The 25,065-nt window shown below is 72.4% G+C and carries 22 protein-coding genes and 1 pseudogene; 16 read left to right on the top strand and 7 right to left on the bottom strand.

What is annotated here, in order from left to right; translation table 11 throughout:
• Window positions 1–123: 123 nt before the first annotated feature.
• Window positions 124–2,325, bottom strand: a pseudogene (locus tag ACLJN9_RS11940) (OmpL47-type beta-barrel domain-containing protein); the annotation flags it as partial.
• Between the two features lie 387 nt (window positions 2,326–2,712).
• On the opposite strand from ACLJN9_RS11940, the gene ACLJN9_RS11935 reads away from it, so the two are divergent.
• The 4 genes from ACLJN9_RS11935 to ACLJN9_RS11920 all read left to right on the top strand — a co-directional run bounded on the left by ACLJN9_RS11935 (window position 2,713) and on the right by ACLJN9_RS11920 (window position 6,049).
• A complete protein-coding gene (locus ACLJN9_RS11935) occupies window positions 2,713–3,456 on the top strand; it encodes a PH domain-containing protein (protein ID WP_410811279.1) in 744 nt (247 codons plus the stop codon).
• A gap of 307 nt (window positions 3,457–3,763) precedes the next feature.
• Entirely contained in the window at window positions 3,764–4,033 is a 270-nt protein-coding gene (locus tag ACLJN9_RS11930; RefSeq protein WP_410811277.1) for a hypothetical protein, read from the top strand.
• Window positions 4,033–5,070, top strand: coding sequence for a hypothetical protein (locus ACLJN9_RS11925; protein ID WP_410811275.1), 1,038 nt, complete (start codon window positions 4,033–4,035; stop codon window positions 5,068–5,070). Before ACLJN9_RS11930 ends, ACLJN9_RS11925 begins: the two co-directional genes overlap by 1 nt.
• 49 nt (window positions 5,071–5,119) lie before the next feature.
• Window positions 5,120–6,049 carry an LLM class F420-dependent oxidoreductase gene (locus ACLJN9_RS11920; protein ID WP_410811273.1) on the top strand — a complete coding sequence of 310 codons (930 nt, stop codon included), beginning with the start codon at window positions 5,120–5,122 and terminating at the stop codon, window positions 6,047–6,049.
• A 33-nt stretch (window positions 6,050–6,082) separates the two neighbouring features.
• Here ACLJN9_RS11920 and ACLJN9_RS11915 read toward each other — a convergent pair whose 3' ends face one another.
• Window positions 6,083–6,520, bottom strand: coding sequence for a hypothetical protein (locus tag ACLJN9_RS11915; RefSeq protein WP_410811272.1), 438 nt, complete (start codon window positions 6,518–6,520; stop codon window positions 6,083–6,085).
• Between the two features lie 119 nt (window positions 6,521–6,639).
• Here ACLJN9_RS11915 and ACLJN9_RS11910 point away from each other — a divergent pair, with 119 nt between their 5' ends.
• From ACLJN9_RS11910 to ACLJN9_RS11900, 3 genes are all read left to right on the top strand, one after another.
• Window positions 6,640–7,395, top strand: coding sequence for a hypothetical protein (locus tag ACLJN9_RS11910; RefSeq protein ID WP_410811270.1), 756 nt, complete (start codon window positions 6,640–6,642; stop codon window positions 7,393–7,395).
• A gap of 32 nt (window positions 7,396–7,427) precedes the next feature.
• Window positions 7,428–8,666, top strand: a complete 1,239-nt coding sequence (locus ACLJN9_RS11905; protein ID WP_410811452.1) for an FAD-binding protein — start codon at window positions 7,428–7,430, stop codon at window positions 8,664–8,666.
• Between the two features lie 146 nt (window positions 8,667–8,812).
• On the top strand, window positions 8,813–9,718 hold the full coding sequence (locus ACLJN9_RS11900; protein ID WP_410811268.1) for an alpha/beta hydrolase: 906 nt from the start codon (window positions 8,813–8,815) through the stop codon (window positions 9,716–9,718).
• Window positions 9,719–9,793: 75 nt separating this feature from the next.
• On the opposite strand, the gene ACLJN9_RS11895 is transcribed toward ACLJN9_RS11900, so the two are convergent.
• On the bottom strand, window positions 9,794–10,942 hold the full coding sequence (locus ACLJN9_RS11895; RefSeq protein WP_410811267.1) for a site-2 protease family protein: 1,149 nt from the start codon (window positions 10,940–10,942) through the stop codon (window positions 9,794–9,796).
• Window positions 10,943–11,136: 194 nt separating this feature from the next.
• Between ACLJN9_RS11895 and ACLJN9_RS11890 the strand changes: the two genes are divergently transcribed.
• Complete coding sequence (locus ACLJN9_RS11890; RefSeq protein ID WP_410811265.1) at window positions 11,137–11,910, top strand: hypothetical protein; 774 nt, start codon at window positions 11,137–11,139, stop codon at window positions 11,908–11,910.
• Window positions 11,911–12,025: 115 nt separating this feature from the next.
• Here ACLJN9_RS11890 and ACLJN9_RS11885 read toward each other — a convergent pair whose 3' ends face one another.
• Entirely contained in the window at window positions 12,026–12,880 is an 855-nt protein-coding gene (locus ACLJN9_RS11885; protein WP_410811263.1) for an alpha/beta hydrolase, read from the bottom strand.
• Window positions 12,881–13,051: 171 nt separating this feature from the next.
• Between ACLJN9_RS11885 and ACLJN9_RS11880 the strand changes: the two genes are divergently transcribed.
• Genes ACLJN9_RS11880 through ACLJN9_RS11865 form a run of 4 tightly spaced genes read left to right on the top strand, consistent with a single transcriptional unit; the run spans window position 13,052 to window position 16,550 of the window.
• Window positions 13,052–13,951 (top strand): ABC transporter ATP-binding protein, encoded by a 900-nt coding sequence (locus tag ACLJN9_RS11880; protein ID WP_410811261.1) that lies wholly within the window; start codon window positions 13,052–13,054, stop codon window positions 13,949–13,951.
• A gap of 1 nt (window position 13,952) precedes the next feature.
• Complete coding sequence (locus ACLJN9_RS11875; protein ID WP_410811259.1) at window positions 13,953–14,768, top strand: ABC transporter permease; 816 nt, start codon at window positions 13,953–13,955, stop codon at window positions 14,766–14,768.
• A 25-nt stretch (window positions 14,769–14,793) separates the two neighbouring features.
• Window positions 14,794–15,930: a sensor histidine kinase gene (locus ACLJN9_RS11870; RefSeq protein ID WP_410811257.1), complete on the top strand. Its 1,137-nt coding sequence runs from the start codon at window positions 14,794–14,796 to the stop codon at window positions 15,928–15,930.
• Window positions 15,927–16,550: a response regulator gene (locus tag ACLJN9_RS11865; RefSeq protein WP_410811255.1), complete on the top strand. Its 624-nt coding sequence runs from the start codon at window positions 15,927–15,929 to the stop codon at window positions 16,548–16,550. The genes ACLJN9_RS11870 and ACLJN9_RS11865 overlap by 4 nt, the downstream gene beginning before the upstream one ends.
• A gap of 24 nt (window positions 16,551–16,574) precedes the next feature.
• On the opposite strand, the gene ACLJN9_RS11860 is transcribed toward ACLJN9_RS11865, so the two are convergent.
• Both ACLJN9_RS11860 and ACLJN9_RS11855 read right to left on the bottom strand, forming a co-directional pair.
• Window positions 16,575–17,465 carry a L,D-transpeptidase gene (locus ACLJN9_RS11860; RefSeq protein ID WP_410811254.1) on the bottom strand — a complete coding sequence of 297 codons (891 nt, stop codon included), beginning with the start codon at window positions 17,463–17,465 and terminating at the stop codon, window positions 16,575–16,577.
• Window positions 17,466–17,564: 99 nt separating this feature from the next.
• Window positions 17,565–19,010, bottom strand: a complete 1,446-nt coding sequence (locus tag ACLJN9_RS11855) for an alpha-amylase family glycosyl hydrolase (RefSeq protein ID WP_410811252.1) — start codon at window positions 19,008–19,010, stop codon at window positions 17,565–17,567.
• Between the two features lie 228 nt (window positions 19,011–19,238).
• Here ACLJN9_RS11855 and ACLJN9_RS11850 point away from each other — a divergent pair, with 228 nt between their 5' ends.
• Genes ACLJN9_RS11850 through ACLJN9_RS11835 form a run of 4 tightly spaced genes read left to right on the top strand, consistent with a single transcriptional unit; the run spans window position 19,239 to window position 23,699 of the window.
• The gene (locus ACLJN9_RS11850; RefSeq protein WP_410811250.1) at window positions 19,239–20,693 is read left to right on the top strand and encodes a hypothetical protein; all 1,455 of its coding nucleotides are present in this window, start codon (window positions 19,239–19,241) and stop codon (window positions 20,691–20,693) included.
• Window positions 20,693–22,156: an NADH-ubiquinone oxidoreductase-F iron-sulfur binding region domain-containing protein gene (locus ACLJN9_RS11845; protein WP_410811248.1), complete on the top strand. Its 1,464-nt coding sequence runs from the start codon at window positions 20,693–20,695 to the stop codon at window positions 22,154–22,156. Before ACLJN9_RS11850 ends, ACLJN9_RS11845 begins: the two co-directional genes overlap by 1 nt.
• Window positions 22,157–22,170: 14 nt before the next feature.
• Window positions 22,171–22,809, top strand: a complete 639-nt coding sequence (locus ACLJN9_RS11840) for a redoxin domain-containing protein (protein WP_410811247.1) — start codon at window positions 22,171–22,173, stop codon at window positions 22,807–22,809.
• Entirely contained in the window at window positions 22,806–23,699 is an 894-nt protein-coding gene (locus ACLJN9_RS11835; protein ID WP_410811245.1) for a cytochrome c biogenesis CcdA family protein, read from the top strand. The genes ACLJN9_RS11840 and ACLJN9_RS11835 overlap by 4 nt, the downstream gene beginning before the upstream one ends.
• Before the next feature lie 3 nt (window positions 23,700–23,702).
• Here ACLJN9_RS11835 and serS read toward each other — a convergent pair whose 3' ends face one another.
• The gene (gene serS, locus ACLJN9_RS11830; protein ID WP_410811244.1) at window positions 23,703–24,986 is read right to left on the bottom strand and encodes a serine--tRNA ligase; all 1,284 of its coding nucleotides are present in this window, start codon (window positions 24,984–24,986) and stop codon (window positions 23,703–23,705) included.
• Window positions 24,987–25,065 lie beyond the last annotated feature (79 nt).

Raw genomic sequence — 25,065 nt, 5'->3', positions numbered from 1 at the left:
CGCTCAGTGGTGCTGGTGCGCGTCGTGCTGGTGCGCGTCGTGCTGGTTCGGGCCCGCCTCGGCCGGACGGCCGAGCGCGGCGTGGTCGACCACCGAGAGTTGGTGCGGGGACTCACTCGGCCGGTCCGTCATCGGGGCAGGCTTCGGGGCGCTCGCCCGCACCCGGAAGGTCGTCGAGGCGGTGCCGGAGGTGTTGCCGGCCCTGTCGGTGGCGCGGAAGCTGAGGCTGTGCAGCCCCGGCACGTCGACGGTGACGGGCCGCAGGTAGCGGACGTACGCGCCGCCGTCCAGGGCGTACTCGACCCGGGCGACGCCGGAGCCCGCGTCCTCGGCGGTGAGCGTCACGGTGGCGCTGCCGACGTAGACGCGGCCGTCGACCTTGCCGGTCACCGAGGCGGTCACGGTGGGTGCCGTGGTGTCGTCCGACGGCGGCGCGACGACGCTGAACGAGACCGACTTGACCGCGGAGGTGTTGCCGGCCTTGTCGGTGGCCCGGTAGCTGAGCGCGTGCGCGCCGGGCTGGGTCACCGTGACCGGCGCGGTGTAGGCGGCGTAGGGCTGCCCGTCGAGGGAGTATTCGATGGTGTCGACGCCGGAACCGCTGTCGCTGGCGACCAGCACCACGGTGGCACTGCTGACGTAGGCGCCCTGGGCGTTCTTCTGGCCCTGTACGGCTATCTGCGTGGTCGGCGCCGTGGTGTCCGCCGGCGGCGCTGCCACCACGGTGAACGTGACCGACTGTGCGGCGGAGGTGTTGCCGGCCTTGTCGGTGGCGCGGTAGCTCAGCGTGTGTGCGCCGAGCGCGGTGACGCTCACCGGCGCCGGATAGGTGGCGTACGCGGCACCGTCGAGGGCGTACTCGATCTTCTCGATGCCGGAACCGGCGTCGGTGGCCGACAGCGTCACGGTGGCGGTGCCGACGTACGCGCCGGCATCGTTGCGCTGACCGGTCAGCGCGGCCGACGCGGTCGGCGCCTCGGTGTCCGGGCCGGGCGACTGCGCCACGGTGAACGAGACCGACTGGACCGTCGACGTGTTGCCGGCCTTGTCGGTGGCCCGGTAGGTCAGGGTGTGCGCGCCCGGCTGGTTCACCACGACCGGCGCCGAGTAGGTCGCGTAGGGCTGCCCGTCGAGGGCGTACTCGATGGTGTCGACGCCGGAGCCGGCGTCGGTGGCCGTCAGCGTCACCGTGGCGTCGCCGAGGTAGGCGCCACCGGCGTCCCGCTCACCGGTGACCGCCGCCGTCGTGGCCGGCGCCGTGGTGTCCTCCGCGGGTGGTGCCACCACCGTGAACGCCACCGACTGCGCCGCGGAGGTGTTGCCGGCCTTGTCGGTGGCCCGGTAGACGACCGTGTGCTCACCCGGGGTGTTGACGCTGACCGGTGCGGCGTAGGCGGCGTAGGCACCGCCGTCGAGGGAGTACTCGATGGTGTCGACTCCCGAGCCGGCGTCCGTGGCGGACACCGTCACCGTGGCCGCCCCCAGGTACGCGCCACCGGCGTCCTGCTGGCCCGTGACGGCGGCCGTCACGGTGGGTGGCGTGGTGTCCTCCGACGGAGGCGCCACCACGGTGATCGACACCGACTCCACCGGAGAGGTGTTGCCGGCCTTGTCGGTAGCTCGGTAGCTCACCGTGTGCTGGCCCGGGGCGTTGACGGTCACCGGGGCGGAGTAGACGCCGTAGGGGCCGCCGTCGAGCGCGTACTCGACCTTGTCCACCCCCGAGCCGGCGTCCGTGGCGGACAGCGTCACCGTGGCGCTGCCCAGGTAGGCGCCGCTGGCGTCCCGATCGCCGGTCACCGCCGCGGTCACCGTCGGTGCGGTGGTGTCCGCGCCGCCGCCGGTGACGACCAACTGGCCGGTCATGCCGCCGTGACCCGGGATCGCGCAGAAGTACCGGTACGTCCCGGGTGTCAGCACCACGTCCACGGTCCACCGACCGCCGTTGGCGTCGTTCGGGTCGGCGAGGATGTTCACGTCGACGTCGCTGTTGTAGGCCGGATCACCCGTGTCGAACGTCAGGGTGTGCTGCATGCCGGTGGTGTTGCCGGTCGCGGCGCTGTTCTCGAAGACGAGCGTGGTCGGGCCCGCCACGGCGGTGGCGGGTGCGGAGCGGTACGCCCGGAAGTCGTCACCGGCGGTCCAGGTGAGCACCTGTGCCTGTGCCTGCCGGCGCTCGGCCCCGGCTGTCGGCGTCCGCTGCTGGTCGTTCGCGTGGCTGGTCGTCGGTGCCGCGGCCAACGTGCCGAACAGCAGTAGTGCTGCTGCGACGCATGCCGCGCCGGCTCTCGTCAGCCGGCGACCGGGTCTTGGATAACCGCTCATCGATACCCCCATCAGGTGAATCCGGGTCGGACGACGGCATGCCGGCCACGGCGCTGCCGACCGCCGCTGGCCGCGAGGCTGGTCAGCGCACCCGCCGCGTTTCGGGCGCGGTCAAGCGGTGCCACGCCCGCGTTACTCGATGAAACATATTTACGAACGCCGACACTACTGACTTGGCATCGAAGCGTCTACATCTTTTGTCGATGTGATGCCAACTTTTTTACAAAGCAACAAAAGTCCACAATGGCCGGTGCCCGAACCGTCACCTGGATCACCGGTGGCGTGACCCCGGCGGGTGGCAGGCGGACGGGCGGCCAGGAGGTCCGACCGGATCCGAGCTCTCCGCCATGTCTGGCCCAGGTGGACAGGGCTGGGCACCATGGCGGCATGCGCCGATGGCAGCGACCCTATTCACTGGACTTCGCGATGAGCCTCGCGGTGCTGGGGCCGCCCGGTGTCATCGGCTTCGCGGTGTTCATGGTGATCCAGTTCGTGCACGGACGGATACCAGCACTGATCGTGATCCCCCTGCTGGTGTGGACGGCCGTCTGCCTCGTCGGCGCGGTGCGGCAGGCGATGCTCGGGGTCTACGTCGGTGACGACGGCGTCCGGTCCCGGTCCATGCTGCGAACGACCACGGTGCCGTGGGCATCGGTCTCGGAGATCCGCAACGGTGTGGCCACCATGGCGGGCCTGGACATGGGCCGCGCCGCGATCACCATCGACCGAACCGACGGTGGGCCGGTGCAGACCCCGCTGCAACGCGGCGACATCCTCCGGCCGTTCACCTTCCGGCCCGAACTGGGCCGTCTGACCACCTGGCCGGAGCACTACGACGAGATCCTGGCGACGCTGCGGGCATGTCACCGCGACTGGCAGAGCCGTACGCAGACCACCGGTCGGGTGGCAGACGCCTCCTCGACGGGTACCCGACCGACGAGCCCGTCCCTCCGAGTGAACCGGACAGGCGCCCTCCGTGAGGTGCCCGTCGCTGACAGGCGGCGCGACATCCACGCGTTGACGCGGCAACACCAGCGCGGTGCGCTCACCGACGCCGAGTTCGCCGCGCAACTGGCGAAGATCCACGGCGGCGACCAGATCGACGGTGTCGCAAACCGGACAAGACGGTAAAGCCCCTGGTAGAGCACTGTTGGGGCAGGTGGAGAGGCTGACGGATGTCGGGCCACATCCCACTCCTCCGGCCCGGCGGGGACAGCATCGTCCGCACCGGCGCCCCACACCGCTCCGGGCGCCCGCAGCGGTACGACCGCCCACCGGGACAAGGACGTCATCACCCGCCGGAAGCCGGGCGACGCCGCTTCTTCTCCGCGCCGCCGTGCCCCGCGCCCCACCGGCCTCTCCGCACCGTGGACCCCGTCGGTCCGGCGTCGCTCTCCCGCGCCCCGGCCCCCGGCGACCGAACCAGAGAGGGCCCGACATGGCCACTCCCACCGCGATCGCAGCTCTGAACGCATCGGTCTACACACCGGGTGATCAGATGCTGCTGACCGTCACGTACGCCGACGCCGACACCAAACCGCTCACCGTCACCATCGTGGTCACCGACGCGCAGGGCAACAGCAGCGCCCCGGTCAGGGTCAGCGCGATCATCGACCCGCTCGCTCTGACCGTCACCGACGACTCCGGACGCACCTGGACCCGGGTTTCCGACAACGGCGCGGTCGCCGTGTACCGGGCGGTGGCGTGATGCCCCGGGTCACCGTCCAGGTCCGCGACGGCGCCGGGAACACCGCGACCGCCACCGCCGACTACGCCCTGAGTCAGCCCGTGCTCGGCGGCTACTACCTCTCCGGTGGTGCCGATCCGACCGCCGACATGGCCGGCGGCAACTTCCGCTCGCTCACCCAGTACCGCAGCTTCGCCGACGGCTACATCTTCCCCGGCTACAACCGGCCCTGGCTGACCAGCCTGGGTAGGACCGGGGTGCAGATGAACATGGTCCTCGAGTTGAAGCACTACGGGGCCCCGAACGCCGGCTCGCAGAGCTTCACCGTGGACGGCACCAGCTACACCGTGCCGGCGCCGTCGATGACCATCCAGCAGCGTCCCGGCGCGACCTGGCCGAGGGCGTACGGCTACACCCAGGTGCTCAACGGCCAGTGCGACGGGCTGTTCCACCGCGCCCTGGCGCAGTACCGCACGCTCGGTTTCGGGGTGAACATCCAGCTCGCCTCGGAGCTGGACACCGACCACGAGTTCGGCACCACGGAGGACGGCAAGGCGTACACCTGGGCCGAGTCGGACGCGCGGGCGGTGCAGGCGATCAACTACATCCTCACCTGGTTCAAGGCGCGGACGCTGCCGGCCGGCACCACCTTCTCGGTCGGCCTCGGCGGCTTCGACCGGGCCTGCTTCCAGCGCACGCATCCGGAGTCACTGATGTCCCGGCTGGACTTCCTCCAGTGGAACGCCTACGCCACCAACGCCAACGACACCGCGTTGTCCCGGTTTCGGCGCGCGAAGGACTGGGCGGTCGCGGATCTCGGCCCGGTGGCGCTGTCCCGGCCCGTGATCATCGCGGAGTGGGGGGTGCGAGCGGCCGAGATCCCGGACCAGCCCGGCTGGATCGCCACCGTCCCGGCCGCCGTGGCGAAGCTCAACGCCGAGCGCGGGCCACGGATCGCCCGGACCAACTACTTCAACTCCGGGTGGGGCACCCTGTCGCCGAAATCGGCCGGGATGGCCGCGCTCCGGACCGCGTACGCCACCCGGCCGTACGTCTGACCGGTCCGGTCCCGGCCGGCGCCCCGGCCCGGGTTCCTATGCTCGACGTATGGAACTGCGGATCTTCACCGAACCCCAGCAGGGCGCCAGCTACGACCAGCTGCTCGCCGTGGCCCGCTGCGCCGAGGACGCCGGCTACGGTGCGTTCTTCCGGTCCGACCACTACCTCATGATGGGCGCGGTGACCGGGGAGCCCGGCCCCACCGACGCCTGGACCACGCTCGCCGGCCTGGCCCGGGACACCAGCCGGATCCGACTCGGAACACTGATGACGGCGGCCACCTTCCGACTGCCCGGCCCACTGGCGGTCACCGTGGCGCAGGTCGACCAGATGAGCGGCGGCCGGGTGGAGCTGGGCATCGGGACCGGCTGGTACGCCGACGAGCACACCGCGTACGGCATTCCCTTCCCGTCCCTCGGGGAGCGGTTCGACCGGCTGGAGGAGCAGCTCGACGTCATCACCGGGCTCTGGGCAACGCCGGCGGGGGAGCGGTTCGACCACGCCGGCCGGTACTACCCGATCGGTGACTCGCCCGCCCTGCCCAAGCCGGTCCAGCAGCCCCGCCCGCCGATCCTGCTCGGCGGGATGGGACCGAAGCGCACCCCGCGGCTGGCCGCCCGCTACGCCGACGAGTTCAATCTGCCGTTCGCCTCGACGGCCGACACGGCGGCGCAGTTCGACCGTGTCCGTGCCGCCTGCGCGGACATCGGACGGGACCCGACCGGGATGGTCTGGTCCAACGCCCTGGTGCTCTGCTGCGGCCGCGACGACGCCGAGGTGGCACGGCGGGCCGCCGCCATCGGCCGTGAACCCGACGAGCTGCGGGCCAACGGCCTGGCCGGCACGCCCGCCGAGGTCCTCGACACCATCGGCCGGTACGCGGAGAACGGCAGTCAGCGGATCTACCTGCAGGTGCTTGACCTCGCCGACCTCGAGCAGATCGAGCTGGTCGCCAGCGAGGTGATGGCGAAGCTCTGAGCCCGACCCGGGCGGCGGCTGGGCTGCGCGCGGTCAGAGGTCCCGGTGCGCCCCGCCGCCCGTGGAGACCGTGCCGGGGTCACGCAGCACGGTGTCCAGCCGGCCGTCCCGATCACTGTCCAGGTAGGTGACGTCGGTCACGCCGTCGCCGTTCAGGTCGACCTGCACGATGTCGGCGACACCGTCGCCGTCGAGGTCCGTGACGACCTCCACCGACCCGTCCAGGTGTCGGGTCACGATCGACTGCCCGCCCGCGCCGGGGGCACGAGGCGGCGGCCCGGGCGCGGGCACCGGCGTGGGGGCCGGTGCGGGTGCCGGCGTCGGTCGGGGACCGGGTGTCGGCGACGGATGGCTCGACATCCCGCCGACCGGTGGAGCGCTGGCCGGCTCGACACCGCTGCCGGTCGGGTCCAGCTCCTCCTCGGAGGGAAAGACGTCGCCCCGCGCGGCCGGATCACGATAGGTGCTCATGAGCGTAGGGTTCCCCGACGATGGCGAGAACAACCGTGCCCGATCGTCCGGTGTCCGTGGCGCCCCGTCTGTCGGAGGATGCGGGAACCGACGCCACGGTCAGAAACGGGGGTCCGAGCGTGGAACTACGCCGGAGTCGGGGAACCCTTGTCCTCGCCCTGGTCTGCGTACTCGGTGGGGTGGTGTTGCTGGCCCTGCCCCGCGAGGGCGCCCTGCTACGGACGATCATCGCGGTGGGAGCCGTCGTGCTCGGCGTCGTGGCGCTGGCCAGCGCGCTGCGGCCGTTCCGGTTCGGGATCGACGCGGACGGCCTGACCATCCGGCGGCCGGGTCTGCGCCGGTCGATCCCGTGGGCCGAGGTCGACGCCCTGGTCCTCGACGAGCCACCCCGGCGCGACGGCCGGCCGGAGCCACCGCGACTGCTGCTGGTGCCCACGCCGGACGTGGCCCTGGGCCCCCCGGTGACCGCCAGCCACCCACTCGACGGCCGGCCCGCCGTCGAGCTGCTCATCCTCGATCAGATCCGGGAGCAGCCGGAGCAGGTGTCCGCCGCGCTCAGCCGCTACGCCGGCGAGCGATTCGTGGACCTGCCGGTGCTACGCCGTGCCGCCTTCGCCGACCCGGACCTTCCGGCGGGCGTGCGGGGCTACCGGATGGACCAGGTCGACCAGTTGATCCGGCGGGGTCAGGACGCCCTGGTGTCCGGTGACGCCACCACCCGGCAGGCGGCCCGGGCGGCGATCGAACGGATCGTGACGGCCGGCCTGCCGGTCGCCCAGCGCGGGTACGGTCGGGCCCAGGTCCACGCGGTGCTGGACGCACTCCTCGCCGCGTTGGCCGACCAACCGTCCACCGATCGGAAGACCGCCACGTGACCGCAACAGAGCAGGACCGCCCGGTGGCCGACGTGCCGCGCCGCAACTGGGCCGGGAACGTGCGCTACGCCGCTCGGGCGTACCACCGACCCACCTCCATCGACGAGCTGCGCCGGCTGGTCGCCGGCAGCAACCGGATCCGGGCGGTGGGCAGCGGACACTCGTTCAACCGCTTCGGTGACACCGACGGGGACCTGGTCACCCTGGCCGGGCTGCCGCCGGCTGTGGACGTGGAGCCCGACCGGGCGCGGGTCACCGTCTCCGGCGCGCTGCGCTACGGCGACGTCGCCCGACAGCTGTACGCCCAGGGGTACGCGCTGGCCAACCTCGCCTCGCTGCCGCACATCTCGGTGGCCGGTGCGGTGGCCACCGCGACCCACGGCTCGGGCCAGACCCACGGCAACCTGGCCACCTCGGTCGCCGGCCTGGAACTGGTCACCGCCGACGGCGACCTGCTGTGGTTCGACCGCGACACCGACGGCGACACCTTCGCCGGCATGGTGGTCGGGCTCGGCGCGTTCGGCCTGGTCACCCGGGTCACCCTGGACCTGGTGCCGTCCTTCGAGGTGCGCCAGTACGCGCGGCTCGACCTACCCAGGGAAGCGTTGGACGAGGCGCTCGGCTCGGCGTACAGCGTCAGCGTGTTCACCGACTGGCGGACGCCGCGACTGCGCGAGGTGTGGCGCAAACAACTGGCGGACCAACCGCCGCCGCCGGCGGACTGGCTCGGCACCACCGCGGCCGACCAGCCGCGGCACCCGGTGCTCGGGATGCCGGCGGAGAACTGCACCCCGCAGCTCGGCGTGCCCGGCCCGTGGCACGAGCGGCTGCCGCACTTCCGGCTCGGCTTCACCCCGAGCAGCGGCGACGAACTCCAGTCCGAGTACCACGTGCCCCGCGCGGCGGCGGCCGACGCGCTCGCCGCCCTGGACGACGTGGCGCATCTGATCGCCCCGGTGCTGCAGGTGTGCGAGCTGCGTACGGTGGCGGCGGACGAGCTGTGGCTCAGCCCGAACCACCGGCGGGACAGCCTCGCCCTGCACTTCACGTGGATCGCCGACACCGCCGCGGTGCTGCCGGTGGTGGCCGCGGTGGAGGACCGACTGACGCCGTTCGCGCCGCGGCCGCACTGGGGCAAGGTCTTCGTCACCGACCCGGCCGAGTTGGCGGCCCGCTACCCCCGGTACGCGGACTTCGCCGCCCTGCTGGGCAGCCTCGACGCCAGGGGCACGTTCCGCACCGACCAGCTGGACCGCTACTTCCCCCGCTGACCCCGCACCCGGTGCCATACCGCGGTGGCATGGGGCGGCTGGGATTGATGTGGGCAGCCGTATCCGACGACAATGACGAATGTCGATGGATGCCCTCGGCCGGTCCCCGTCCCGGGACCGTCGGCTCCTTCCCCCTCGGAGGAGACATGCAGCCCGTACCCGCCATCACCGGAGTACCACCGGCGCGCCGGCCGCGGCGCGCCGCCCGCTGGGCGATCGCCCTGGCCGTGCTCGGTGCCGGCCTGGGCGCCGCGCCCGCCGCCCACGCCGCAGCCAGCCCCTACCAGCGCGGCCCGGCCCCCACCGTGGCCAGCATCGAGGCCACCCGCGGGCCGTTCGCCATCGCCCAGAGCACCGTCCCGTCCGCCAGCGTCACCGGATTCCGGGGCGGCACGATCTACTACCCGACCAGCACGGCCGAGGGCACCTTCGGCGCGGTGGCGATCTCGCCCGGCTACACCGCCACCCAGTCCAGCGTGGCCTGGCTCGGGCCGCGACTGGCCTCGCAGGGGTTCGTCGTGATCACCATCGACACGCTGTCCCGGTACGACCAGCCGGCCAGCCGGGGTACCCAACTGCTCGCCGCCCTGGACTACCTGAGCAACACCAGCACCGTGCGTACCCGCATCGACCGCAGCCGGCTCGCCGTGATGGGCCACTCGATGGGTGGCGGCGGCAGCCTGTCGGCGGCGAACACCAGGCCGCAGTTGCAGGCAGCCATCCCGCTGACCGGGTGGCACACCGTCAAGAACTGGTCGGGCGTGACCGTGCCGACGTTGGTGGTAGGCGCCGAGAACGACTCGGTGGCGCCGGTGACGTCGCACTCGGAGCCGTTCTACACGAGCCTGCCGGCGAGCCTGGACAAGGCGTACCTGGAACTGAACGCCGCCAGCCACTCGGCGCCCACCTCGCCGAACGTGACGATCGCGAAGTACAGCATCTCCTGGCTGAAGCGTTTCGTGGACGACGACACCCGCTACGAGCAGTTCCTCTGTCCCGCCCCGCGCGCCAGCACCATCCAGGAGTACCGCGACACCTGTCCCCACTCCTGACCGCACGCCGCCGAGAGAGGTCGATCATGAGGTTAGCGGCGTCGGTGTCGGCGTGTCGCGCCGCTAACTCCATGATCACCGGGAGGTGGCGGGGGTGGGACTGTTGGTGCGCAGGGTGCCCCGCTGGACGGCCCGGGAGATGTCGCTGGGCGAGACGATGCCGACCAGCCGGCCGTCGGTCACCACGAGGGCCCGGCCGTCGGCGCACTCGCTGAGGCGGGGGAGCAGGTCGTTGAGCTGTTCGTCGGGCTGGGCGAGCACGAGTTGGTCGGCCCGGCAGGCCACCTGGGCCAGCGTGGTCGACGCCCGCCGGTCGGCCGCCACGCCGCGTACCCGATCCAGGGTGACCAGGCCGGTCGGCCGGCCCTCCTCGGTCAGTGGCAGCGCCGAATGCCGGTACGCGAACAGATAGTGGTCGACGAAGTCGGCCACCGTCATCTCCGCCGAGGCGGTCTGCGGCTGCGGCGTCATCACATCGCCCACCCGGATCCCGCGTAGCGCGCTGCCCGCGCGGGCCTGCCGCTCCTCCGTCCCGGCGGCACCGATCAGGAACCAGCCGATCAGCGCCAGCCAGAGCCCACCGAAGCCGACCCCGGACAGGAACTGCCAGAGTCCGAGACCGATCAGCAGCGCGCCCAGCACCCAGCCGGCGCGGGCGGCGACCACCGACGCTCTGTTCCGGTCTCCGGTGGCCCTCCACACCGCGGCGCGCAGCAGTCGACCGCCGTCCAGCGGCGCGGCCGGCAGCACGTTGAAGACCGCCAGCAGCACGTTGATGCCGGCCAGCCAGGCCAGCGCCCCGAGCAGCAGCCCGCGCTGCCCGGCCAGCGCGAGCAGCCCGGCGACGACGCCGAAGAAGGCCCCGATCAGCAGGCTGACCAGCGGGCCGACCCCGGCGATCCGCAGCTCCGCGCCCGGGTCGCGCGGCTCGCCCTTCAGCTCGGCCACCCCACCGAACAGCCAGAGCGTGATGCCGTCGACCGTCAGCCCGTTGCGCTTGGCCACGATCGCGTGCGACACCTCGTGGGCCAGCAGGCCGACGAAGAAGACCACCGCGGCGGCCAGGCCCGCCAGGGTGTACGCCACCGCAGAGCGGTCGGGATAGGAGCGGGGGAACTGGTTGGCCGCCAGCCCCCACGTGATCAGGGCGAAGATGACCAGAACGCTCCAGTTGACCCCGACCGGTACCCCCGCGATCCGGCCAAGCCGGAAGCTCGCCCTCATCGTGGTGCGATACCCGGAATCGGCCCCGCCATGCTGACGGCAACCGGCGATGAACGGCCGCCGCCCAGGACATTCACAGCGTGACGCTCGCCGGTGCGGGAGTGACGCCGTACCGGACGGGGCAATGGAGGTTGACATCCACGGGGCGGGGCTACGCGAGGCACCGGCGGGGAATCGATGGAGGAAGCGTGATCATGCGACGTCTGAAGCTACCCACACTCGTGGCAGTCGCGGCGCTGGGACTGACCGCGGTGGCCGGCTGCGACAGCACGGGCGGCCCGACCGCGTCTGCGCCGACTCCGGTCGCCCCAGCCTCGTCGTCCGCGGCGACTCCCACGGCGACCCCCAGCGCGGCAGCGACGACCGGCGCGGCTTCGACCTCGGGTGCCGGCTGCACGTCGAACGGGGTGGCGATCCCGGCGGGCTCGCGGAAGGCCACCGTCGCCGACCTGGACGGCGACGGAAGGTCCGAGACGCTCTTCCTGACCCCGGACGCGATGTTCGGCGTCCGCACCGCGAGCGGCGCCACGTCGTCGGTCCGGTACGACACCGCCGACCCCGCTGAGCCGGGCGGCGAGGCGTTCCGGAACTCCGACGGGTCCGCGGTGATCCTGCTCGGCGGCGGGCGACAGTGGAAGCTCTTCGCCCTGGTCGACTGCAAGGTGGTGGCCACCAGGAACGCGCAGGGTGAGCAGTACGCCTTCGACAAGAGCTTCGCGACCCCCGGCACCGGGGTCGGATGCGTGCGGAACGCCAAGGGCGAGACGCTGGTGGGCCTGCGGGCCGCGAAGATGGGAATGAGCACCGACCAGTACGAGATCGAGCAGACGACGATCGTCCTGGCCGGGCACGGCACCTCGGCCAGGAACGGTCAGGTGACCGCCACCGAGTCCGGGCTCACCCAACGGGCGGCGTGGGACAAGGCTCAGGGCACGCCGTGTTCCCCGGACTTCTCGCTGGGCAGCTGAGGGCCAGCGGGTGGAGCGGACGAGGGCCCGTCTGGCGGCTCTCCCACCGATCGGTGACGAGCAGCATGCCCGCAAGAGGCGGAAATTGATCGTGTGTGCCGGCCCGGTTACCGGTTCAGCGGCGCGGGCTCTCGCTGGCGATGGTCGCCTCCCGGGGCAGCGCCGCCGCGCGCAGCGCCCAGTCCAGCGCGTAGTCGGCGATCTTCTCCCAGCCATCCTGCCCGGCGGTGAAGTGCGACCGTCCGGGAAACTCCTCGTACGCGGTGAGGGCCCGGGACTTCTGGTAGAGCCCGGCGTTGGTGCGCACCACCGACGCCGGCACCACGTGGTCGACCTCCCCGGCCATCAGCAGGAGCGGCGCGCGGTCGTCGCGCCCGAAGTCGACCTTGGCAGGTGAGCGTGGGTCGATGTTGGCGAACGACCCCTCGAAGAGCACCCGCCCGGCACCCGGGACGGCGTACCGCTGCCAGGCCCGGTCGGAGTCCGCGCGGGTCATCGTGTTGCCGAACGCGTAGTGGAAGTCCTCCTGCGTGAACGGGACGGCCCGGTTCCGGTTGGCCGGATTGCGCAGGATGGAGAACCCGGAGCGCAGCGTGCTGAGCGGCACCTTGAGCACTCCCCTGGGGGCTGCGGGGTGCACACCCACCCCGGCCGCGCCGAGCCCCCGGTCGAGCAGGATCTGCGTGAACAGCCCACCGAACGAATGCCCCATGATGATCGGCGGTCGGGGCAGTGCCCGGATGATCCGGTCGTAGTGCGCGACGATCGTGGTGATGCTCTGCTCGGCGATCGGGGCGGGGTCGTCGCGTAGCCGCTCGACCTCCCGGTCCATCCCCGGCCAGGCCGGGGTGAGCACCCGCAGACCACGTGCGCCGTACCGGTCGGCCCACCCCTCCCAGCTGCGCGGAGTCATCCAGAGCCCGTGGATCAACACGACCGTGTCGACCTGACCCTGCCCTGTGGCACCCATCGCGTCCTCCCGGTGTCGCGGCGTTCCGGCGGGCGGTTACCCGTTGCCGTGCGCTGAATGCCTCCACTGGCAGGACCGGCTCGCCGCCGGCCGCGAACCTGACAAATGTCATGGGCGGAACGTGACGGGCGTTGCGGGTAGCGGCTGCCGGGGCGCCGGAGCATGAATGACATGACCAGTACGCATCCGGCCGTCGAACTGAACGGCCTCACCAAGACCTTCGGCGCGGTCACCGCGGTCGACGGGCTGAGCCTGCGGGTTCAGCCCGGCGAGGTGGTGGCGTTTCTCGGCCCCAACGGCGCGGGCAAGACCACGACCATCGACATGCTGCTCGGGCTGGCCCGTCCGGACGCGGGTACGGTCCGGATTCTCGGCGGCACCCCGGACGAGGCTGTGGCCCGGGGGCGGGTCGCCGCCGTGTTGCAGACCGGCGGCCTGCTCAAGGACCTCACCGTCGGCGAGACGGTCCGGATGACCGCGAACTTCTACCGGCACACCCGACCCGTCGCCGAGGTGCTGGAGCGGGCCGGGATCGCCGACATCGCCGACCGGTTGGTCGGGCGCTGCTCCGGCGGCCAGCAGCAGCGTCTGCGCTTCGCGCTGGCCCTGCTGCCCGACCCGGACCTGATGGTGCTCGACGAGCCGACCACGGGAATGGACGTCGAGGGCCGGCGGGACTTCTGGCAGGCACTGCGCCGTGACGCACGGGCCGGGCGGACGGTTCTCTTCGCCACCCACTACCTGGACGAGGCCGACGCGTACGCCGACCGGATCGTGCTGGTCCGGCAGGGACGCATCGTCGCCGACGGCACCACCGCGGAGATCAAGAACCTGGCCTCCGGCCGTACGGTCCGGGCCACCCTGCCCGGCGCCGACCAGGCCGCGCTGGCCGCCCTGCCCGGCGTGGAGGCGGTGGAGATCCGCGGCGACAGCGTGCTGGTGCGCACCAACGACTCGGACGGAATCGCCCGACACCTGCTCACCCGGACCCCGGCCCGGGACGTGGAGATCACCTCCCGCAACCTCGAGGACGCCTTCCTCGCCCTGACCACCGAGCACACCGGAGCCTGAGATGACGACCCTGCCGGCCACTCCCGTCGCCACCCGCACCGACCGGCCCGAACAGCCGGACCGCCGACTGCCCGCCCTCGGCGGGTTCGCCCCGGCCGTCCTGGGCATCGAGCTGCGCCGCGTGCTGCGCAACCGCCGCACCCTCGCGTTCACGCTGATCATGCCGGGTGTCTTCTTCCTCATCTTCGGCCTGCCGCAGCGTGGGCAGACACTCGACAACGGCCGCCCGGTGACCGCGTACGTGATGATCAGCCTCGCGGTGTACGCGGCCATGGTGGCGACCACCAGCGCCGGCGGCGCGGTGGCCACCGAGCGCGCCCTGGGGTGGAGCCGTCAGCTGCGGCTCACCCCGCTGCGCCCGGCCGCGTACGTGGCCACCAAGCTGATCACCGCGATGACCCTCGGCCTGCTCGCGGTGGTGGTCGAGTTCGGTGTGGGTGCCGCTGCCGGGGTCCGCCTGCCGGCGCACGTGTGGCTGCTGGCCGGGCTGGCCGCCTGGGTCGGCTCGCTGGTCTTCGCCGCGTTCGGGCTCTTCGTCGGCTACCTGGTGCCGGCCGAGAACGTCATGCAGTTCATCGGGCCGATCCTGGCCATCCTGGCCATGTTCGGCGGGCTCTTCGTGCCGGTCGAGGTGCTGCCGCACGTGCTGCAACAGGTCGCGACGTTCACCCCGGTCTACGGGATGGGTGAGTTGTCCCGAGCGCCGCTGACCGGTGACGGGGTGAGTGTGGCCGGTGTGGCCAACATGGTGGCCTGGGCGTTGGTCTTCGGCATCGGCGCGGCCCGGCTGTTCCGCCGGGACACCGCTCGGGTCTGAGCCGGCGACCGCTAGCGTGGACCCGATGAATCCGCCCGCGGGTCAGCCCTGGCCGGTGAGCCGCTACTGGCGGATCACCGGCTGGTTGCTGGCCGCGGTATGGCTGTTCTTCCTCAACGTGCCCCTCACCACCGCGCTGCAGCAGCCGCAGCCGTGGCGGCGGGTCGTCGGCGTGGCCGCCCTGGTCGCCTTCGGCGTCGGCTACGTGCTGGTCTTCCAGCGGGCCCGGCACCTGCGCCAGCACCTGCGGCCGATCCCTCGGCGCCGAGCGTGGACGGCGCTACTGCTGCTGCTCGGGCTGGGCCTGGCCAGCATCCCGGGTGCCGCCGGGGACTGGACGGCCACGCTGGTGTTCGTGGCCGCTGCCGGGGTGTTCCTGCTGCCCATCCGGCAGGCACTGGTCGTGGTGGCGTTCTGCGCGGTGACCCCGATGGTGGCGGGCTGGCTCATACCGACGTGGATGGGGGAGGGCACCGTCACCGCGGCGGTGCTGCTCGCCTCGTTCGCCATGTTCGGGGTGTCCCGACTGGCCCAGCGCAACAGCCAACTCCAGGCCGCCCAGCAGGAGATCAGCCGACTGGCGGTGGCCGAGGAGCGGGCTCGCGCCGCTCGGGACCTGCACGACATCCTCGGGCACTCGCTGACCGTGGTCGCCATCAAGGCGGAGCTGGCCGGCCGGCTCATCGAGGTGGACCCGACCCGGGCGGCCACCGAGATCGCCGAGGTGGAGGCGCTGGCCCGGGCGGCGCTGGCCGACGTACGGCAGACCGCCGGGGCGTACCGCGAGGTGACCCTCGTCGGTGAGCTCGCCGGAGCCCGGACCGCCCTGGTCGCGGCGGGCATCGCGGCGGAGCTGCCGGCCGCGGTGCCCGAGTTGCCGGCGGAGCGCGACCAACTGTTCGGCTGGGCGGTACGGGAAGGAGTGACCAACGTGGTCCGGCACAGTGGGGCGCGGTGCTGCACGATCCGGGCGCACCAGGATCGGGTCGAGGTGAGTGACGACGGCCGAGGTCCGTCCGTTCCGGACTCCGCCGGGCACGGCCTGGTCGGCCTGCGCGAACGGGCGCGGCGGTTGAACGCCGTGGTGAGCGTCGGTCGCGGTCCGGACGGTTCCGGTTTCCTGCTGGCGGTACGCGTGCCCCCGGCCGAGGTTCCGCGGTGAGCGGGCCGATCCGGCTGCTGCTCGCCGATGATCAGGCGCTGGTCCGTGGGGCGCTGGCCGCGCTGCTCGCGTTGGAACCCGATCTGCTCGTCGTGGCCGAGGTCGGTCGCGGTGACGAGGTGGTGCCGGAGGCACTCCGGACCACACCGGACGTGGCCCTGCTGGACGTGGAGATGCCTGGCCTTGACGGGATCGCCGCCGCCGCCGCGCTGCGGGCCGCGCTGCCGACCTGCCGGGTGCTGGTGGTGACCACCTTCGGTCGGCCCGGCTACCTGGGCCGGGCGATGCAGGCCGGTGCGAGTGGCTTCGTGGTCAAGGACACCCCGGCCCGGCAACTCGCCGACGCGGTCCGCCGCGTGCACGCCGGCCTGCGGGTGGTCGACCCGACGCTGGCCGCGGAGACCCTGGCCAGCGGGGTGAGCCCGCTGACCGAGAGGGAGACCGAGGTGCTCCGGACGGCCCGGGCCGGCGGCACGGTCGCCGACCTGGCCCGGGTGCTGCACCTGTCCGAGGGGACGATCCGCAACCACCTCTCGGCGGCGATCGGCAAGACCGGTGCCCGCAACCGGGCCGATGCCATCCGGGTCGCCGAGCAGAACGGCTGGCTTCTCGGCGCGTGAGCGTTGCCGCGGAGCGAGTGGCGCTCAGGCGGTCGGCGGTGGGGTGGGCAGCCGGTCGACCACCACCACGCTGCTGCCGGGCCGGACCTCGGCGAGCAGCTCCCGCTGGCCGCTGGGGGTCAACCGGATGCAGCCGTTGGTGGTGTTCTCACCAAGGTCGTCGTCGTTGTACCAGGTGTGCACCCCGATGTGCGCACCACGCAGCCCGGATGGCACCGACTCCGGGTCGTCGGGCACCGAGCCGAGCGCGTAGATGTCCACCCCGCCGTAGACCTGCTCCGGTGGTGGCGTGCGGCCCAGGATGAAGGTCCGGCCGAGCGGGGTGTCCTGCCCCGACTGGCCGAGGCTGACCTCCCAGGAGCGCACCGCCTTGCCGGCCCGGTACCAGGTGAGCCGGTGGACCGCGCGTTCCACCACGATCTGGTCGCGCAGTGCCACGGTGGCGAACCCGCCCGGCGGCAACCAGGCGAGTCGCCGGTTGGCCGAGGGCAGCAGGACCGCCGTCCAGCCGACCCGACGCTGGGCGATCGGCACGGTCAGCTCGACGCCGGCGAGGGTGGGTTCGAGGAACGCCAGCGGGCGCCCGCCGGGCGCGTTGTAGGCGGCGATCCGTCGCGTCGGGTGCGCGCCCTCGGTCAGCGGCGTGGTGTCCATGGCGGCCGGGTCGGACGGAAAACCCCGGGGAGCGGGATCGTAGGCGACCACCGGCAGGTTGGCCGGGGCGGGCGCGGCGGCCGGCACCTGCTCCTCGGGGCTCTGATCCATGCTGCTCGGCGTCGGGTCGAGGGCGGTCGCAGCCGACCGGTCGGGGGTCTTCGAGCGCGGGGTGAGGGCCTGGCCGATCAGCAGCGCGCCGGTCAGCAGGGCGACCACGGTGACGGCGGCGGCGACCCACACACCGCGACGACGATTCATTCGGTCAAACGACACTAAATTACTCTATCGGACTTTTCATCCGGAGAAGGTGTCCCTGCCCGACAAGAAACGACAGCAGGGACACCTTCTCCGCGAGGGTCAGAGGCGCGCGCCGATGTGGATCGCCACGGCGTCGTGCGCCGGTACGGTGGCGGCGAACCACCCGTCGCCGTCCACAGTGATCACCGGCCCGCTGCACGCTCCGCCCGCGTACGTGCCGTGGATGACGTCGCAGTACCGGCCGGCGGGCAGCCCGGTGTAGTAGGAGCGCCCGTTCACGGCGGAGTCCTCGTCGTTGACGGTGAGGAAACCCTTGCCGAGACGGCTGAACGCGATGTGGTTGTTGCCGTTGTCGTACCAGTTGGCCACGCCGGCACCCTCGGTGGCGTTGCGGAAGCCGACCATGTTGGCGATCACCGGCCAGCGGTGCTCGCACTCCCATCCGGAGTAGCAGGTGGTGTTGAGCGTCTTGTTGGCGCCGTCCGACGGCGGGCCGGCGTCCCGGTTGCTGAAGGTGTAGCTGGACATGACGGTCGGGGAGCCGTACGGCCAGGCCAGCATGAAGGCGTTCGCCAGGGCGTAGATCCCCCGGTCGCGGTAGGTCAGCACCCCGCTGTTGTCGCGTTGGGTGTCGTGGTTGTCGACGAACACCGAGGACGGGCCACTGGGCAGATGGCCCCAACCCTCGCCGAAGTTACGCAGGTAGGCCAGCCGCTCCGAGCGGAAGACCCGGGCCAGATCCTTGCCGTAGCGGAACTCGTGCACGTCACCGTTGCCGGTGTACTCGGTCGGCTGGACCGGCTCCCCGGCGCCGTAGATGACCTCCTGCACGACGTACGCCGAGCGGGAGAGCTTGCCCCTGATCGCGGCGATGTCGGCGGCCGGCATGTGCTTGCTGGCGTCCATCCGGAAGCCGTCCACGCCGAGGGAGAGCAGGTCGTTGAGGTACGACGCGATCTTCGTGCGGACGTAGTCCGACTCGGTCCTCAGGTCCGAGAGGTTGACCAGTTCACAGTTCTGCACCTCGTACCGGTCGTTGTAGTTGGCGATGTCGTCGCCGCCGTTGCGCCCGCAGTGGTGGAAGTCCTGCGTCTGGTAGATGCCCGGATAGTCGTAGTGCGAGAAGGACGATCCGGCCCACCCGGTGCCGCCGTTGTCCTGACCGGACATGTGGTTGATCACCGCGTCGACGATCACCTTGACCCCGGCCGCGTGGCAGGTGTTCACCATCGACTGGAACTGGGCGCGGGTGCCCTTGCGGGACTCGATCCGATAGCTGACCGGCTGGTACGCCACGTACCACTGGTTGCCCCGCACGTGCTCCTGCGGGGGTGACACCTGGACGTAGCCGTAGCCCTTCGGGCCCAGCGTGCTCTGGCACTCGCTGGCCACCGAGGGCCAGTTCCACTCGAAGAGCTGGACGATGACCTTCTTGGCGCCGGACGGGGCGGCGACGGCCGGGGGAGCCGTCACGGTGGCGGGGACGAGCAGGCTGGCGACCAGGGCGACGGCGAGGATCGCCGAGCCGCGTCGAGGTCGGTGCATCGGGGACTCCTGACGGGGCGGGGGTGGGTGGCGCGGCAGGGGGAGGGGGCCCGGTTGCCGGAATCTTGCAAACCAGGCTGAAATTGTCCGAAAGGTTACAAGCGTGTTGCGGCGACTGTCAATGCATGGACACCTGTCGCTGTCCGCCTCGGGCCCAGAAAAATTCCACCCCCGGATGATCCGCAGGCCCCGCCGTTCCGTACTGGATGGGGGAGCAGGGGTCGGCCGGTGGTACGCCGCCGCGAGACGATCGAGGAGCAGATGGCCCGGGCACAGCAGAAACAGAAGGCGGCCACCGTCCGGACCGGTGCCAGCAGTCGGGGGGTACGCACCCGCTCGCGGTCGGCGACCACCATGCTGATCGCGTCGGCGCTCGCCGCGCTCTGGGCGGCGACCATGCTGACCGGCGCCGGTCAGACGGCGTACGCGTACGGCTTCTTCTTCACCGAGTTCTTCGCCGGCGTCATCGCCCTGGTGACACTGAGTCTCACCGTGATGCTCGGCCTGCTAGCCACCGACCGGTTGGTGCTGCGCATCTCGCACCGGGTGCTGCTGCAGTCGTCGCACCGGGCCACCGGCGTGCTGGGCGTGGCCGGGCTGGTCTTCCACGTGCTCACCAAGATCGCCACCGGCCGGGCGGCGGCGACCGACGCGCTGGTGCCCTTCGTCGGCGGCCGGGGCCTCTACGTCGGGCTGGGCACGGTGGCAGCCCTGCTCATGGTCAGCGTCATCTGGACCGGCATCATCCGGGCCCGCTTCGCCGGTGTCGGTCCGAAGTGGTTGTGGCGGGCGCTGCACTCCACGGCGTACGTCGCCTGGCCATTCGCCCTGTTCCACGGCCTGAACGCCGGTCGGGCCGCCCAGTCCTGGGTGGTGGTCAGCTACCTCGGCTGCGTCCTGCTGGTCGTCCTGGCGCTGCTGGTCCGACTCTCGGTCACCGTCGGCCGGCGCAGCCGCGAGCAGCACCAGGCCGCGGTGCGGAACACGGCGATGGCCGGCCGCGCCGGCGAGGAGAGTCGCGGCCGATCGTTGCTGGCCGGGCTGGGACGACGCCGCGAGAGCACCGAGGAGAAGCGTCCCGCCTGGGCGGAGACCACCACCACCTCGTGGACCGCGCCGGCCGGGCCACGGCGGCGCGACCCCGAGCGGTTCACCGTTCCGGTGGTCCCCGAGCCCGGCTCGCTCAGCGAACCGGTCCGGCCCAGCCGGCGCCGGCGGGACGAGGAGCCGGCCGTTGAGCGGTCCCGCCGCCGGTCCCGGACCGACGACGACGGCAGGTACTCGGTGCCGGCGCAGCGGGTGGTCGACGAAGCCGAGGAGCCGTGGGACAGCCCGCGTCGGTGGCAGCCGGCCGAAGCCGTCTCGGCAGGCCCGGTCTCCGCCGAGCCGATCTCGGCGGGGCCGATCTCCGGAGGGCCGATCTCGGCGGCACCGCGCAGCGGCAGCGGCCGGCACAGCGCAGAGGACGACCTGCCGGAGGAGCCGGACTACTGGCGCCCGCCGACCCGGTACGTGTCCGACGAGGTGCCGTCGCCCGTCGACGACACCCCCACGCTGGTCGACCTCGCGTCGCGGCGGGCACGGCGGGCCGCCGGCGAGAGCCGGTCCGGCAAGCGCCGCAAGGCCAGCGCGGACGCGGTCGACGGCGCGTACTGGGCCGGGTTGCGGGGTGAGGCGAAGTGATGCGCACGGCCGTGCCTCCGGTGGCCTGCGTGGGCGAGCCCCGGCTGACCGCCGGCTTCGCGGAGTTCGGCCGGCTCGACCTGGCCGCGCACGAGGAGGTGCACGGGCCGATCGGCCCGATGGAGCCGGCCCAGCTCCTCCGGCTCGCCGAGGGCATGCAGCTCAAGGGCAAGGGCGGGGCGGGCTTCCCGTTCGCGCGCAAGCTACGCGCGGTGCTGGAGTCCTGCGAGCGGCAGGACCTCGCCGCCGTGGTGGTGGTCAACGCCAGCGAGGGGGAGCCGGCCAGCTGGAAGGACAAGGTACTGCTGACCCGCGCCCCGCACCTGATCCTGGACGGCGCGGCGCTGTCCGCGTACGCGTTGGACGCCGAGGAGATCATCATCAGCGTGGCCGACAACGGCGTCGGCCGGGAGTCGTTGATGGAGGCGCTGGCGGAACGGCGGATGCCGGTACCGGCCACCATCGTCACCGTTCCGCACCGGTTCATCTCCGGCGAGGGTGGCGCACTGGTCAACGGGATCAACGGGCTACCGCACATCCCACCGGGCACCAAGAAGCGCTCCAGCGACTCCGGCGTCGGCGGCCTGCCCACCCTGCTCTCCAACGCCGAGACGTACGCCCAGCTCGCCATCGCCGCCCGGCTCGGCCCGTACGAGTACGCGGCGCTGGGCACCGACGACGAACCGGGCACCGTGCTGCTCACCGTCACCGGCGCGGCGGCCCGACCCGCGGTCGTGGAGTGCGCGGCGGGCACTCCGCTGCGGGAGATCCTCGACCTCTGCGAGGTCCCGGACTCACCGGGCATCCTGACCGGTGGCTACCACGGCAAGTGGATCAGCCCGGAGGCGGCGGACCGCGCGGAGGTCTCCCGCAAGGGCTTGGCGGCGGTCGGCGGCACGCTCGGCGCGGGCATCATCATCCCGCTGGGCGTCGACACCTGCCCGCTCGGCGAGGCCGCCCAGGTGGTGCGCTACCTGGCCGGCGAGTCCGCCGGCCAGTGCGGGCCGTGCAAGATGGGCCTGCCGGACCTGGCCCGCGCCGTGGACCTGGCGGTCGCCGGGAGCCAGCCCGCGGACGTGGTGCGGGCCGCCGCCGGCGAGGTGAAGGGCCGGGGCGCGTGCAGCCACCCGGACGGCACGGCCCGTTTCGCCCTCTCCGCGATCGAGGTCTTCGTCGACGATCTGCGGTTGCACAGCACCGGCGACGGCTGCGGCCGGCGGGCCAAGGGCGTGATGGGGCTGCCCGGAGCACCCGACGCGAACCCGCAGAAGCTCACCCTGGACTGGTCGCGCTGCGACGGGCACGGGCTCTGCGCGCACGTGGTGCCGGACTTCATCCGACTCGACGGCAACGGATTCCCCGCTTTCCCGCCCACCCCGGTGCCCACCTGGCTGCGGGAGGGCGCGCTGAAGGCGGTCAAGGTCTGCCCGTCGCTCGCCCTCCGACTCGCCAGGGCCGAGTAGAGAGGCAGACGCCAATGCGCAGCTGGTACGCACGGAGGCGCCCGCCCCGGGTCGGCGCGGGACGCCGGGCCGCGACCGCCGGTGCCCTGGCGGCCGCCCTGCTCGGAGCGGCATCCTGCACCGGTACGGCCGACTCCGCGCCGACCGCCGCCGGATCCGCGCCCGCCCCCACAGCCTCCCCGGCCGCGGCGACCAGCTCCGGAGCCGCCGCGTCGACCGGCCCACCGGCCGCCACCGCGTCCCCCGTGCCGGACACCCTGCGCTTCACCGGCACCACCCTGGCCGGAACCGCGTTCGACGCGGCGAAGCTGGCCGGCCGGCCCGTGGTGCTCTGGTTCTGGGCACCCTGGTGCGCCACCTGCGCCAGTCAGGCCTGGACGGTGGCCGAGATCGCGCCCCGGTACCGGGACACCGTTCCGATCGTCGGCGTCGCCGGCCTCGGCGAGCAGCGGGCCATGAAGACCTTCGTCACCGAGTTCGACCTCGGCGACATGCCGCAGATCGACGACCGCGCCGGGACGCTCTGGCGTCGTTTCAGGGTGACCGAGCAGAGCATCTTCGTCATCATCGACCGTGACGGCACGGTCGTCCACCAGGGTTTCCTGGACGGCGAGGCGCTCGCCGCCCGGGTCGCCGCGCTGGCCGGGGCGTGACCGCCCCGCTGCTGCTCGCGCTGACCGCCGGGATGCTCGGCGCGGTCAACCCGTGCGGCTTCGCCCTGCTGCCCGCGTACCTCTCGCTGTTGGTCGCCGGGCCGCCCGGCGCTCGCGGCGCGGTCGGCCGCGCGCTGACCGCCGCGGTCGGGCTGACCCTGGGGTACGTGCTGGTCTTCGGCGCCTTCGGCCTGGCGCTCGCGCCGCTGGCCGGCTGGCTACGGCCGCGGTTGCCGTGGCTGACCGTCGCGCTCGGGCTGCTGCTGGTCGTGGCCGGGTGCTGGCTGCTCGCGGGGCGGCGACTGCCCGCGCCCGGCTGGTCCGCCCGGGCGCCCCGGCTGACCCGGTCCTGGCCGTCCATGGTCCTGTTCGGCGCGACGTACGCGATGGCCTCGCTCGGCTGCGCCGTCGCACCGTTCCTGGCCATCGTGGTGACCAGTCTCCAGACCGGCTCGACCGGCCGTGGGCTGGCCCTGTTCGGCGCGTACGCCCTCGGAATGGGGCTGGTGGTCGCGGTCGCCGCCCTCGGCGTGGCGTTGCTGCGCGACGGGCTGGTCGCCCGGTTGCGCGTCGCCGGCGCGCTGGTGCCCCGACTCAGCGGCCTGGTGCTGCTGGCCGCCGGCGGCTACGTCGCCTGGTACGGCTGGTACGAGGTGCGGCTGGCCGCCGGTCGCCGCGAAGCCCCGCACGACCCGGTGATCCGCGCGGCGGCCCGCCTGCAACACGGCCTCGCCGGCGCGCTCGACGCGGCTGGCCCCGCCGTCCTGGCCGTCACCCTGACGGCCCTCCTGCTCGCGGCGGCCGTCAGCCGCCACGCCCGTGCCCGCTCCCGCGATCGTGCGGTTGCCGCCATTGCGGAGACTGCAACCGCACGATCGACCGGAGGGTGACGGTCAGCGGGGGGTGAGACGGTCGGTGCCCACCCGGTCGCGCAGGACCTCGGGGACCAGCACGGAGCCGTCGGGCTGCTGGAACTGCTCGAGGATGGCCGGGAAGAGCCGGCTGGTGGCCAGCGCCGAGCCGTTGAGGGTGTGCACGAAACGGCTCTGCTTGCCGCCCGGCTCGCGGTAGCGGATGGCCGCCCGGCGGGCCTGGTAGTCGCCGGCCCAGGAGACCGACGAGACCTCCTTGTACTTGCCGGTGCTCGGCATCCACACCTCGATGTCGAGGGTCTTCTTCATCGACGCGCTGGCGTCGCCGGCCGAGAGCAGCGTGCGCTGGTAGTGCAGGCCCAGCCCCTCGACGAGGCTCTCGGCGTGGGCGAGCATCTCCTCCAGCGCCGTGTCGGCCTGCTCCGGCAGCGTGAACTGGAAGATCTCCACCTTGTTGAACTGGTGCCCGCGTACCGTGCCGCGCTCGTCGGAGTGCGAACCGGCCGACTCCCGCCGGTAGCACGGTGTGTAGGCGAACGCCTTCAGCGGCAGCTTCGAGGTTTCCAGGATCTCGTCCTGGTACGCACCGAGGATCGCCGTCTCGGAGGTGGGCAGCAGGAACTGGCCGCGCGGGGCGGAATCGGAGTCCAGGTGGTAGACGTCGTCGTAGAACTTGGGGAACTGCCCGGCGGCGTAACCGGCCGAGTCGAGCAGCAGGTGCGGCGGGAGCAGGAACTCGTAGCCCGCGGCGATGTGCCGGTCGATGAACCAGTTGAGCAGCGCCCACTCCAGTCGGGCGCCGACACCGGTGTACATCCAGAAGCCGGAGCCGCCGAGCTTGACGCCCCGCTCGTAGTCGACCAGACCCAACGCGCGGGACAACTCGACGTGGTCGCGGACCTTCTCGATGGCCGGCGGCTCACCGAAGGTCTTGACGACCCGGTTGGCCTCCTTGCCGCCGGGAAGGACGTCGTCGCTGGGCAGGTTCGGCAGCTCGCTCATCGCGTCGCGCAGCCGACCCTGCACCTCGACCAACTGGGACTCCAGCTCGGCGAGCTGCTTACGCTCGGCCTCCGGCGTGGTGGCCTGCGGCTCGGTGCCGGCGCGCTTCGCCTGCGCGTATGCCCGGGCATCCGCCTTGCGGCGCTGCCGCTCGGCGTCGATCTCCGTGATCAGGGCGCGCCGCTCCTGGTCGAGCCGCTGAATCTCGTCCAGGGCCCGATCGACCTCGGCGGGATCCAGTCGCTTCGCCAGCGCGGTCGCCACCGCCTCGCGATCCTTCCGGATCAACTCCATGTCGAGCATGCTGCTCCGTACGCCTCCGTCCGGGGTCGGGTGGAACCCCCGAATGCTACCGTCGCCGGTTCTCCGGGCCCGCACTGCC

Origin of the sequence: Micromonospora sp. 067-2, assembly GCF_046549295.1 — a bacterium.
Taxonomy (GTDB): Bacteria; Actinomycetota; Actinomycetes; order Mycobacteriales; family Micromonosporaceae; genus Micromonospora.
Note: the sequence above shows the minus strand (reverse complement) of the source record. Positions and strands in the feature narration are given on the sequence as shown.